A 12,323-nucleotide genomic window follows, 5' to 3' on the forward strand; every position below is an offset into this window, starting at 1 on the left:
CGCGGCCCCGGTCTCGTGCCGGGGCCGCAGCCGTCCAGACGGCTGAACACCCGCCTAACCTCCGCCCCGCCAGAATCCTCCGGGCTGCAAAACAGGGGGTGGCGGTGTATCATGCCGCACCTTTTTATCTCTTTATCCGTACACGAGGATATAAACCTGATGTCCAGCCATCTGTTCACTTCCGAATCGGTCTCCGAGGGCCATCCGGACAAGGTCGCCGACCAGATCTCCGACGCCGTGCTCGACGCGATCCTCGCGCAGGATCCGCGCGCCCGCGTGGCCTGCGAAACCATGGTCAAGACGGGCGTGGCCATCGTCGCTGGCGAAATCACCACCAGCGCCTGGATCGACCTCGAGGCGATCACCCGCAAGGTGATCCTGGACATCGGCTACGACTCCAGCGAAGTCGGCTTCGACGGCGCCACCTGCGGCGTGCTGAACCTGATCGGCAAGCAGTCGCCCGACATCAACCAGGGCGTGGACCGCAAGAAGCCCGAGGAACAGGGCGCCGGCGACCAGGGCCTGATGTTCGGCTACGCCACCAACGAAACCAAGGACTACATGCCGGCGGCGATCCACTACTCGCACCGCCTGGTCGAGCAGCAGGCCAAGGTCCGCAAGAAGAAGAACTCGCCGCTGCCGTGGCTGCGCCCGGACGCCAAGAGCCAGGTCACCCTGCGCTACGAGAACGGCGTGGCCACCGCCATCGATGCCGTGGTGCTCAGCACCCAGCACGATCCGGACGTGAAGCAGAAGCACCTGATCGAAGCCGTGCGCGAGGAGATCCTCAAGCCCGTGCTGCCGGCCAAGCTGCTGCACAAGGGCACCAAGTTCCACATCAACCCGACCGGCAAGTTCGTCATCGGCGGACCGGTGGGCGACTGCGGCCTCACCGGCCGCAAGATCATCGTCGACACCTACGGCGGCTGGGCCCGCCACGGCGGCGGTGCGTTCTCGGGCAAGGATCCGTCGAAGGTGGACCGTTCCGCCGCCTACGCCGCGCGCTACGTGGCCAAGAACATCGTGGCCGCCGGCATCGCCGACCGCTGCGAGGTGCAGGTGAGCTACGCCATCGGCGTGGCCGAGCCGACCTCGATCTCGGTGACCACCTTCGGTACCGGCAAGATCAGCGACGACAAGATCGAGAAGCTGATCCGCAAGCACTTCGACCTGCGCCCGTACGGCATCCTCAAGATGCTGGATCTGATCCACCCGATGTACCAGCAGACCGCCAGCTACGGCCACTTCGGCCGCAGCCCCTACGAGGTGAAGGCCGCCGACGGCAGCAAGTTCACCGCGTTCTCGTGGGAAAAGACCGACAAGGCCGACCTGCTGCGCGCGGACGCCAAGCTGAAGTAACCGACGTCCGTCGGCACCAACAAAAACGGGCCGCTCGCGCGGCCCGTTTTTTTATTTGATGGCACTGCCCGGATTGACGCGGGCAATCGCAATCGCGTCAGACCCGCTCAGTCGTCCGCATCGTTGCGCGAAGCGACCATCACGGCCGCCTTCTTCGCCGTCCGCGAATGACGCGCCGCGAGGCGCGGCGCCGCGCGATGGCGCGCATGATGCGCGGTGACCCGGCGGCCGCCGCGCGCGGCCATCACGGTGGACTTCTTGGCGCCATGCGACGAGCGGACCGGCACGTGGCGCTGCGAAGCCGGCACGGTATCCGCGTCGGCGGTCTCGATCGGCGAGATCGCCTGGAGCAGGCGCGCGGCACGGCTGCCGGCGCGCACGCCGCCGGCCTGGGCAACCAGGAGCGCCGGGGTCTGGCGGCCGTCGAAACTGTCGTCCAGCAGGCGCGCCATCAGGGCGTCGCGGCCGCCGGCGGTGCGGCTGCCCAGCACCACGGCGAACAGACGATGGTCGTCGCGCGTGGCGGTGGAGGCGAGGTTGAAGCCGGAGGCATCGGTGAAGCCGGTCTTCAGCCCGTCCATGCCGGGATAGCGGTACATCAGGTTGTTGTGGCCGCGCACGATGTGACCGCGGAACACGAACTCCTGGGTGGCGAAGAAATGCGCGTACTGCGGGAAGTCGCGGTACAGCGCCATCGCCAGCTTCACCAGGTCGTGCGCGGTGGAGGTGTTGTTCGGATCGGGCAGGCCGGAGGCGTTGGCGAAGTGCGTGTCGGTCATGCCGAGCAGCGCGGCCTGCGCATTCATCATGTCGGCGAAGTGGCCCTCGTTGCCGCCGATGCCTTCGGCCATCACGGTGGCGGCGTCGTTGGCCGACTTGGTGATCATGCCGAGGATGCAGTCCTGCACCGAGATGCTCTGTCCGGCGCGCAGGCCCAGCTTGGTGGGCGACTTGTTCGCCGCCCAGCTGGACACCGGCATGTTCTGGTCCAGGCCCAGCTTGCCGCTCTTCAACTCCTGGAAGGTGATGTAGAGCGTCATCATCTTGGTCAGCGAGGCGGGGTAGTCGCGCTGGTCGGCGTTGACCTGCTGCACGATCTGGCCGGTGCTGCCGTCGACGACGATGGCGGCATAGCCGGCATGCGCCGCGCACGCAAAGCTGCCGAGGCCGCAGAGCAGCACCAGCATCAGCATCGCGCGCAGATGCCCCAGCATCCGCCCCAGCCCCGTCGATTCGATGGCCACCCGACTATTCCTCGCAAACAAACCGCAACATTACCGCGCGTGGTCGCGACCATAACGCAAGGAGTCGGTGAAATCCAGAGGCAAGACTTGAAATTAATTCGTTAAATCCATGTTCCACAAAGGATTGTCCAGACCCATTCGCGACGGTACGCAGCGCGCCCGTCGGCCCGGGCCAGCTAGAATAGGTCTATGTCCCTGATACAACTCCATCACGTCGATTTCAGCATCGGCGGCCCCCTCCTGCTCGAACACGTCGATCTGTCCATCGACCGCAACGAGCGCGTGTGCATCGTCGGCCGCAACGGCGAAGGCAAATCCACCCTGATGAAGCTGATCGCCGGCGAACTGAAGGCCGACGACGGCGAAGTGCGCGTGCAGAACGGCATCGTCATCGCGCGCATGGCGCAGGAGGTGCCGCAGGGCACCGCCGGCAGCGTGTTCGACGTGGTGGCGCAAGGGCTGGGCGACCTCGGCCAGCTGCTGGCGCGGTATCACCATCTGCTGCACGAAGGCGACCTGGATGCGCTGGGCGAAGTGCAGGCGCAGATCGAGGCGCGCCACGGCTGGGACCTCGACCGTCGCGTCACCGAAGTGCTGACCCGGCTGGAACTGCCCGCCGACACCGACTTCGCCGCGCTCTCCGGCGGCATGAAGCGCCGCGTGCTGCTGGCGCAGGCGCTGGTGCGCAAACCCGACGTGCTGCTGCTGGACGAGCCGACCAACCATCTCGACATCGAAGCCATCGGCTGGCTGGAAGGTTTCCTGAAATCCTTCGAGGGCAGCCTGCTGTTCGTCACCCACGACCGCAGCTTTCTGCAGGCGCTGGCCACGCGCATCGTGGAGATCGACCGCGGCCAGCTCACCGACTGGCCCGGCGATTACGACAACTACCTGCGCCGCCGCGAAGAACGCCTGCACGCCGAGGCGCAGGCCAACGCGCTGTTCGACAAGAAGCTGGCGCAGGAAGAAGTGTGGATCCGCCAGGGTATCAAGGCCCGCCGCACGCGCAACGAAGGCCGCGTGCGCGCGCTGAAAGCCCTGCGCGTGGAACGCGCGGAGCGCCGCGAACTGTCCGGCAAGGTGAAGATGACCGCCGCCAGCGCGCAGGCTTCCGGCAAGAAGGTGATCGATCTCGAGCACGTGCACCAGAGCTACGGCGGCCGTGTGTTGATCGACGACCTGAGCACCACCATCCTGCGCGGCGACCGCGTGGGCATCATCGGCCCCAACGGCGCGGGCAAGAGCACGCTGCTGAAAATCATGCTGGGCGAACTCAAGCCCCAGCGTGGCAGCGCCACGCTGGGCACCGGCATCCAGGTTGCCTATTTCGACCAGCACCGCCTGCAGCTGGACGACACGCAGAACGCACTGGACAACGTGGCCGAGGGCCGCGAGTACATCGAACTCGACGGTCAGCGCAAACACATCATCGGCTACCTGCAGGACTTCCTGTTCTCGCCGGAACGCGCCCGCGCGCCGATCACCCGACTCTCCGGCGGCGAACGCAACCGCCTGCTGCTGGCCAAGCTGTTCGCGCAGCCGTCCAACCTGCTGGTGATGGACGAACCCACCAACGACCTCGACGTGGAAACGCTGGAACTGCTGGAGGAACTGCTCGCCGGCTACCAGGGCACCCTGCTGCTGGTCTCGCACGACCGCGCCTTCCTCGACAATGTGGTGTCGAGCACGCTGGTGCTGGAGGGCGAAGGCGGGGTCGGCGAATACGTGGGCGGGTACAGCGACTGGCTGCGGCAGCGGCCTGCGGCAAGCACACCTGTCCCCGCTCCGTCCGCGAAAAGCCAGGCAGCTGTATCCGCTCCCGCAGCGGAAGCCAAGCGCAAACTGAGCTACAAGGACCAGCGCGAACTGGAGCAGTTGCCCGCGCGCATCGAGCAGCTCGAAGCCGACATCGCCGCACGCGGCGAAGCGATGAACGATCCGTCGTTCTTCCAGCAGGACAGCGCCGCCATCGTCAAGGCGAACGAGGCGCTGGCGAAGCTGCAGCAGGAGCTGGAAAGCGCCTACGCGCGCTGGACCGAACTGGACGGCTGAGCGCGCAGCCTATCCCTTCTCCCCTGCCGCGGCGTGGCTCGGCAGCCACAGCCGCGCCAAAGCGCCGTGCGCACCCTCGCGCGCCACCAGGGCCACGCCGCCCTCGTGCGCCTCGGCGATCTGCCGCGCCAGCGCTAGGCCGATGCCGGAGCCGCCGGGCTTGGTGGTGAAGAACGGCACGAACAGGTTGTCGCTGGGCGGCGGCCCGGGGCCGTCGTCTTCCACTTCGATCACGGCGCGCTCCCCGTCGCGACGCCAGCGCAACCGCACGCCGCCATCCGGCAGCGAAGCCTCCACCGCATTGCGCACGAGATTGATCAGCGCCTGTTCGAGCTGGTCGGGATCGGCCGTTACCGTCAATGGCTCGCCAGCCTCCACGGCTACCGTCACGCGCTGTTCCAGCTTCGCCAGCTTGGCCAGCAATGCGGACAGCTCCACCGCGCGCGGCTGCGGCGGCGGCAGGCGCGCCAGCTTGCTGTAGCTGGAGAGGAAACGCCCCAGCGCCTCGGCGCGGTGGCCGATCAGCTCCAGGCCGCCGCGAAAATCCTCGCGCCAGTCCTCGGGCAAGGGATCGCGCGCGGCCAGCGTGGCCAGGGTACCGGCCATCGACTGGATCGGCGCCAGCGAGTTGTTGACCTCGTGGCCCAGCACGCGCAACAGGCGCTGCCACGCCACGCGTTCTTCTTCGCGCAGCACGCGGCCCACGTCGTTGATCACCAGCAGCTGGCCGCCACGGCCGCCGCTGCGCAATGCCGCATGGCGGATCTCGAAGCGACCGCTGCGCCCGGGAAACACATGCCGGAGCAGGCGCGCCGATGGTCCTTCCAGCAACGAGGCCAGACCGAGTTCCGCCGCGCTGAGGCCGAACAGGCGATGGCGCTCGGCATCCAGCAGGCGCTGCGCCGCCGGGTTGAGCAAACGCAGTCGTTGGCCTTCGTCGAACACGAACACCGCACTGTCCAGTGCCGCCAGTGTCTTGCCCAGCAGGTAGGAGGATTCCTCGAACTCCAGCCGTTCGCGCTGCAGCCGCTCGGCCAGCGCGTTGATGTCGTAGATCGCGTCGCCCAGCACGCCGCCCTGCACGCCGCGCAGGCTGTAATCGCCCTGGCGCAGGGCCTCCAGCAGTCCGGACAGCGTATACAGCGGGAACACCACGCGGCGGTACTGCCAGCGCGCGAGCAGCAACGTGGCGACAACCGCAATGGCCACGCACGCCCAGCGCAATGGCTCGTCCAGAGGCATCCAGGCGAGCGCCATCGAGGCGAGCAACGTGGGCGTCGCCACCAGCAGGCCGCCGAGCAGCACGCGCCGCTCGAAGCGAGGCATGCGGCCGGCGCGCTGCAGGGATGGCTCAGTCGGCATCGACGGCGGCGTCGCGCAGGTCGTGCTTGTCCAGGCGCCGGTACAGCGACTGCCGCGTGATGCCCAGTGCGTCGGCGGCACGCTGCAGGTTGCCGTCGAAACGCTCCAGCGCACGCTGCACCAGATGCGCCTCGGCCTGCTCCAGCGTCATGCCGTCGAGATCCGTCGAGAGCGGTGCGGCGGCCTCGCCGAAAGCCAGCGCCGCCGCGCCCACCTCGGCATGCTCGGCGAGCAGCGCGGCGCGCTCCATCAAATGCTGCAGTTCGCGTACGTTGCCGGGCCAGCGCCATGCCGTCAGCGCGCGCTCGGCCGAGGGCGCCAGCCGCAGCCCGTCGCGTCCGTACCGCTGCGCGTTGCTGGCGAGAAAGGCGCGCGCTAGCGGCAGGATGTCCTCCACGCGATCGCGCAGCGGCGGCAAGCGCACTTCCAGCGTATTGAGGCGATAGAGCAGGTCCTTGCGGAAGCGGCCCGCGGCCACCTCGGCGACCAGGTCCGCATTGGTGGCCGAGACCAGCCGCACGTCCGTCTTCTGCGTGCGCGATGAACCCAGGCGCTCGAATTCGCCGTCCTCCAGCACGCGCAGCAGCTTCGGCTGCTGCGAAGCCGGTACGTTGCCCACTTCGTCGAGGAACAGCGTGCCGCCGTCGGCCAGTTCGAAGCGGCCGATGCGCTCGCTCTTGGCGTCGGTGTAGGCGCCGCGCACATGGCCGAACATTTCCGACTCGAACACGCTCTCCGCGATGCCGCCCATGTTCACCTTGACCAGCGAGCGCGCCGCACGCGGCGAGCGCTGGTGCAGCAGCTGCGCGATCACGCCCTTGCCAGTGCCGTTCTCGCCCAGCACCAGCACGTTGGCGTCGCTGGATGCGACGCGCTCGACCAGCGCCACCACGCGGCGCATGGCCGGCGACTCGGCGATGAAATCCTCGCCCGTCTCGCCACGCAGCAGCGCGTTCTCCGCCTCCAGCCGGCGCTGCCTGCGCGCGCCCTCGGCCAATGCGATCTGTGCGCGCAGCACGCTGACGAGGCGCGTGTTGTCCCACGGCTTCTCGATGAAATCGGCGGCGCCGCGGCGCATCGCCTCCACCGTGAGCGGCACGTTGCCCCATGCCGTCATCGTCACCACCGGCAATTCGGGCGAAAGCTGGCGCAGGTGTTCCAGCAGGTGCAAGCCTTCCTCGCCCGACGTGGTGTCGCGCGAGTAGTTGCAGTCGATCAGTGCGCAGGCGAACTCGCGCTTGCGCACCGCCTCCAGCGCCGCCGCCGGATCGGCCACGCCGACGCTGGCGATGCCCTCGGCCTTCAGCAGCAGGCGCAAGGCCTCGCGCACGTCAGCCTGGTCGTCGGCGATCAGGACGGTGGGATTCGATTCGCGCGCCATGCGTTCGTTCATCCGTGCAGTGTAAGGGTCACTCGTAGCGCAGCGCGACCGCGGGATCGACGCGCAGCGCGCGCAGCAGCGGCACCAGTGCGGCGAATGCGGAGACGCCGATCACCAGCAGCAGCACCGGCACGAACACCGCCGGATCATGCGCGCGCGTGTGCAGGCCCGGGTCGGCCAGCACGCCCGACCACGGCACGGCCAGCAGCAGGCCGATGCCCAGCCCGAGACCGAGCTGCCATGCCAGTTGCCGCGCCACCGTACGCACGATGGCGCCGTGCCCGGCGCCGATCGCGCGACGGATGCCGATCTCGCGCGTGCGCTGCGCCACCGAGAACGCCAGCACGCCATACAGCCCTGCGCCGGCCAGCAGCAATGCCACCAGCCCCAGCGCCGCAAAGACTTCGGTCATCACCTGCAGCTTGACGCGCGTGATCGCCATCGCCTTCGCCTGGCTGTACATCGCATGCACGGCCGCCTGCGGATCCACCTCTCGCACCGCCGCGGTCAGTTGCCGCACATAGGTTTCCGCGTCGGCATGCGTGCGCACCGCCAGTCCCATGCGGCGACGCAGCGGCCCCTGGGTCGCCGCCTGCTCCAGCGGGAGCAGCAGTCCGGGCAGCGGCCTTTCCAGCGCACTGTCCAGCTGCAGCGGCTCGATCACGCCGACGACGGTCAGCGTGAGGGTCCGCGTGCGGCCCGGCCACAACACCAATTTGCGGCCCAGCGCATCGCCGTGCGGCCACATCGCCTCGGCCAGCTTGGCATCGACCACGGCCACCGGTGCGTTGTCTGCACGGTCCCGCGCATCGAAGAAACGCCCCGCGCGCAGACGCACGCCGTAGGTGGCGAGAAAGTGCGGATCGACGATGCCCATCTGCACCCGCGGCCAGCCGTCCGATGGCTGCGGCTGGCCCGGCAGGGACACGTCCTCGTGGCTGCCGAGTTGGGCGCTTGGAATGGTGTCCGAGGCGGACGCGTCGATCACCGCAGGATCGCTGCGCAAACGCTCGACCACGGTATCCAGGAAACGGATGCGCTGCGCATCGTCGGTGTATCGCGCCGGTGGCAACGCCACATCCGCGGTGAGCACCTGCGCGGCGTGCGTGGCGCCGATCGAGCGCTCCGCCATCAGTCCGCCCAGCGCCCGCACGAACATGCCTGCGCCTACCAGCAGCACCACGGTGAGCACCACTTCCGCGACCACCAGCACCTTCGCCACCTGGGCGAAACCGCTGCCGGAACCCTTGCTGCCGTCGCGCAGCGCATCCTGCAGGTCGGCGCGCGCAGCGCGCCAAGCAGAAACCAGTCCGGCCAGGGCGGTGCAGAGTATGCCCACGCCGAAACCGAACAACAGCACCCGGCCATCGATGCCGAAGCGAAAAAACATGTTCGGCGGATCGTCGCTGGCGACGAACACGCCGATCAGCCAGCGATTGCCGAACTGCATGATCGGCACGGCCACCGCCAATGCCGCCACGCTGAGCAGCAGACTTTCCACCAGCACGCCGACCATCAGGCGCCAGCGGCCGCCGCCGAGCGCGCTGCGCAAGGCCAGTTCGCGACGCCGGTTCAGGGTCTGCACCAGTTGCAGGTTCGCCACATTGACGCAGGCCAGCAGCAATACCAGACCGGTGGCGCCGAACATCAGCCAGACCCAGCCACGCATATCCTCAGGGACGAAACTTACCGACAACGGCCTGACCGTCAACGGCAGCCCGCGCTGATCCATCGGCAACGCGAGCTGCATCGCGTCTCCGCGCGCGGCAAGTTCCGCACCTGCCTGCGACAACTCGAAGCCCGGCGCCAGCCTGGCGACACCGGAGATGTAAAGATGTTGGCCCTGCCTCAGCTGCAGCGGCATCCACAACTGGCTGGCCTGCGGGAAACCGAAATCCGCGGAAAGCACGCCGATCACCGTGGCCGGCTCGCCGTTCACCTGCACCACATGCCCCACGATATGCGGGTCGGCATGGAAGTCTTGCCGCCACAGCGTCTCGCCCAGCAGCACCACAGGAGCAGCGCCCGGCACTTCGTCGGAAGCGATGAAACCGCGGCCGAGGATGGGCTCCACGCCAAGCAACTGCATCATCGAGGCGGTGAGTCGGGTGCCGCGCGCAAAGTTCGCGCCGTCGCCGCTATCCAGATTGAATCCGGTTTGGGCATACGCCCCGAGCATCTCCACGCTGCGCAGATGCCCCTGCAGCTGCAGGTACTGGTCGCTGTCGATGGTGCCGATGCCGTAGCCGTTGGACGGTTGTTCGCCGACCGCAATCAATCGGTCCGCCTGCGGAAACGGCAGCGGCCGCAGGATCATCGTGTTGACCAGGCCGAACAGGAACAGCACCACGCCCAGTCCGACGCCCAGCATGGCCACCGACAGCAAGGCATAACCCGGCCGCCGCATCAGCCGGCGCCACGCTCCGCGGAATTCGCGCACGATCATCTCACTCCCCCCTCAAGGCACACATCGGCGCCACGCGCGATGCGCGCAACGCCGGCCACAGGCAGGCCAGCAGGCCGACCGCCACCAGCAGCACGCAGACCATCAGCAGGACCGCCGGATCGAACACGCTGCGCTGCATCTGCACCAGCACGGCACGCAGCACGCCCGCGAGAACGAAGGCGATGCCCAGCCCCATGCCCAGGCCCACGACGATCTGCAGCAACGCGCCGCGCAAGACGCTGCGCACCAGCCGCGACGGCGATGCGCCCAGCGCCAGCCGTACGCCGAATTCGCGCTCGCGCAGCGTCACTGCCACCGATATCACCGCGTAGATGCCCGCAGCGGCCAGTGCCAGCGCGAGCGCCGCAAAGATTCCGATCAGCAACAGATCCATGCGCGTGGCATCCGTGGTGCTGCTGACGATGCTCTGCATGCTGCGCATGCGGGCAATCGGCTGGTCGGGGGCCACTTCGGCGACAGCGGCAGCGACGGCTGCACGATAGCCGTCCGGATCGCCGTGCACGCGCAGCGCGAACCGCAATGGTAGGTAGCTGCGCATCAGACCGGCGAGATCGTCCGGCACCTGCTGCATCGACAGATACAGGATGCCGTCCCGGTCACCCAGAGGCCCGAACGGGCTGATGTCGTCGACGATGCCCACGATGCGCGCGGAGTACGGGCTCACCCCGACGCTCTTCTCGGTGGTGCCGATATCGATGGTCTGGCCCAGCGCATGCCCTCCATACAGTCGCTGCGCCAGCGTGCGGTTGACGATGGCCACGGCCTCGCCACCTTTGACGTCCGTGTTCTGGAAGGCGCGCCCCTCGCGCGGAGTGATGCCGAAGGTCGCGAAATAGTCCGTGTCGACGCTGCGCAGCTGCGGGGAATTCGCGCGCAACGGCTCATTGCCGGGCGCATGGACGAAACCGAAGTAGAAATTCTGCGTCCTGTCGCCCATGGGCAGGCCCGTGCCGACCGCGACGCGCTCGACGCCGGACTGCGCACGCAGCCGGTCCTGCAGTTGCCGCGTGAGTCGCTGCAACGAAGCGGCATCGGGATAGTCGGCCCTGACCGGCGCCAGCTCGAAGGTGAGCACGCCTCTGCTGGAGAACCCCAGCGTAGCGTGCGCGGCGTCGTACAGCGCATGCAGGAACAGTCCCGCCGCACACAGCAGGGTCGCGGCCAGCGCCACCTGCGCCATCACCAGCACGCGCCCCAACGGACCGTCGCGGCGTCCCGCGCTACCACGTCCGCCTTCCCGAAGATCTTCCACCGACAGGGCCGACAAGCCGCGCCAAAGCCCCAGCGCCACCGCCAGCAACGCACCCGCCATGCCCAGGCATAACGCCACCGCCGCGGTCGAGGCGGTGAAACGCAGCTGGCTGCCCGCCAGCCATTCCGGAGGTATCAATCCGCTCAGCAGATTCAGTCCCAGCCAGCCCAGGGCGATGCCCAGCAGCGTCCCGCCGAGACCGACCAATACGCCCTCCGACAGCATCGGCGATACCTGCCGCCCCCATGACGCGCCCAGTGCGCCGCGTACCGCCGCATCGTGGCTGTGCGACAAGGTGCGCAGCAGCATCAGGTTGGCGAGGTTCACCCACGCGATCAGCAGCACGAGTGACGCACTCGCCAGGAACATCATCAGCACTGGCCGCGCCCTGATCCGCATCGCGATCCTGAGATCGTCGGCGCGGAACCGCAGGCCTTTCATGTATTCGCTGCCGGCATCGTGCTTCGCCGCGAACACCGCGTGCAGACGCGTGTCCGCCTCGGCGCCGACCGCTGCCGCCGTCGCCCCGGGCGCGAGCCGGGCGATCGCCCGGTAGTTGTTGCTGTCGTCATCCGTGCTGCCGACGGCAAAAGCGGTGGGCAATACGAGGTCGCCCTGCTTGAGGTCGATGCCCTCCGGCAGCACGCCGACGATGGCATGCGACACGCCCTCGATCGACAGGACACGGCCGATGACGCGGGCATCGCCGCCATAGCGACGCAACCAGAAACCGTGACTCAGCATCACTGCCTTCGGGCCGTTCGGGCGATCCTCGTCCGCGGTGAAATTGCGGCCGAGGACCGGTTCGACTTCGAGCGTCGGCAGGTAGCCGCGATCGGCATGAATGGCCGGCACCAGCTCGGGCGTGCCATCACCGGCGATGTTGACGGACAGCGCATCCGCCTCGATCAGGCCCAGCGACCGCACACCCTGCAGCGGCAGCAGATGCTGGTATTCGCTGGGCGATATCCAATAGGCGACACCGTACTTTTCCTGTCCCACCTGCACCAGTTCGGACGCGCGCGGATACGCCAGCGGCTGCAGCAGCATCGCATTGACCAGGGCGAACACCGCCACGCTGGCGCCGATGCCCAGCGCCAGCACGCCGACGGCCAACGTCAGGTAGCCGGGGCGTCGGAGCATGGCGCGCCACGCGCGCCAGATCTCAACGAGCCAGATGTTCATGCACGAATCCCTTTTCCATCG

The 12,323-nt window shown here is 68.0% G+C and carries 7 protein-coding genes; 2 read left to right on the forward strand and 5 right to left on the reverse strand.

All coding sequences use genetic code 11. From position 1 onward, the window contains the following. Positions 1 to 159 precede the first annotated feature (159 nt). Positions 160 to 1,359 (forward strand): methionine adenosyltransferase, encoded by a 1,200-nt coding sequence (metK, locus tag IHE46_RS01140; protein ID WP_192162691.1) that lies wholly within the window; start codon positions 160 to 162, stop codon positions 1,357 to 1,359. 107 nt (positions 1,360 to 1,466) lie between these two features. Here metK and IHE46_RS01145 read toward each other — a convergent pair whose 3' ends face one another. Further along, positions 1,467 to 2,603 carry a D-alanyl-D-alanine carboxypeptidase family protein gene (locus tag IHE46_RS01145; RefSeq protein WP_343229970.1) on the reverse strand — a complete coding sequence of 379 codons (1,137 nt, stop codon included), beginning with the start codon at positions 2,601 to 2,603 and terminating at the stop codon, positions 1,467 to 1,469. 189 nt (positions 2,604 to 2,792) lie between these two features. Here IHE46_RS01145 and IHE46_RS01150 point away from each other — a divergent pair, with 189 nt between their 5' ends. After that, positions 2,793 to 4,655: an ATP-binding cassette domain-containing protein gene (locus tag IHE46_RS01150; protein WP_192162700.1), complete on the forward strand. Its 1,863-nt coding sequence runs from the start codon at positions 2,793 to 2,795 to the stop codon at positions 4,653 to 4,655. A gap of 9 nt (positions 4,656 to 4,664) precedes the next feature. On the opposite strand, the gene IHE46_RS01155 is transcribed toward IHE46_RS01150, so the two are convergent. From IHE46_RS01155 to IHE46_RS01170, 4 genes are read right to left on the reverse strand one after another with little or no spacing between them, the layout of a single operon-like run. Further along, a complete protein-coding gene (locus tag IHE46_RS01155) occupies positions 4,665 to 5,981 on the reverse strand; it encodes an ATP-binding protein (protein WP_192162702.1) in 1,317 nt (438 codons plus the stop codon). Positions 5,982 to 6,006: 25 nt separating this feature from the next. Further along, positions 6,007 to 7,398 carry a sigma-54 dependent transcriptional regulator gene (locus IHE46_RS01160; RefSeq protein WP_225562710.1) on the reverse strand — a complete coding sequence of 464 codons (1,392 nt, stop codon included), beginning with the start codon at positions 7,396 to 7,398 and terminating at the stop codon, positions 6,007 to 6,009. A gap of 28 nt (positions 7,399 to 7,426) precedes the next feature. After that, positions 7,427 to 9,844 (reverse strand): ADOP family duplicated permease, encoded by a 2,418-nt coding sequence (locus IHE46_RS01165; RefSeq protein WP_192162706.1) that lies wholly within the window; start codon positions 9,842 to 9,844, stop codon positions 7,427 to 7,429. Position 9,845: 1 nt separating this feature from the next. After that, on the reverse strand, positions 9,846 to 12,302 hold the full coding sequence (locus IHE46_RS01170; RefSeq protein ID WP_192162708.1) for an ABC transporter permease: 2,457 nt from the start codon (positions 12,300 to 12,302) through the stop codon (positions 9,846 to 9,848). Positions 12,303 to 12,323: the final 21 nt, after the last annotated feature.

The sequence above is a fragment of the Rhodanobacter sp. DHG33 genome (assembly GCF_014843005.1).
Classification (GTDB): domain Bacteria; phylum Pseudomonadota; class Gammaproteobacteria; order Xanthomonadales; family Rhodanobacteraceae; genus Rhodanobacter_A.

Coding starts and splice junctions, on each gene's coding strand:
- metK (WP_192162691.1), top strand. CDS start 160: ATGTCCAGCCATCTGTTCACTTCCGAATCGGTCTCCGAGGGCCATCCG.
- IHE46_RS01170 (WP_192162708.1), bottom strand. CDS start 12,302: ATGAACATCTGGCTCGTTGAGATCTGGCGCGCGTGGCGCGCCATGCTC.
- IHE46_RS01150 (WP_192162700.1), top strand. CDS start 2,793: ATGTCCCTGATACAACTCCATCACGTCGATTTCAGCATCGGCGGCCCC.
- IHE46_RS01155 (WP_192162702.1), bottom strand. CDS start 5,981: ATGCCTCGCTTCGAGCGGCGCGTGCTGCTCGGCGGCCTGCTGGTGGCG.
- IHE46_RS01165 (WP_192162706.1), bottom strand. CDS start 9,844: ATGATCGTGCGCGAATTCCGCGGAGCGTGGCGCCGGCTGATGCGGCGG.
- IHE46_RS01160 (WP_225562710.1), bottom strand. CDS start 7,398: ATGGCGCGCGAATCGAATCCCACCGTCCTGATCGCCGACGACCAGGCT.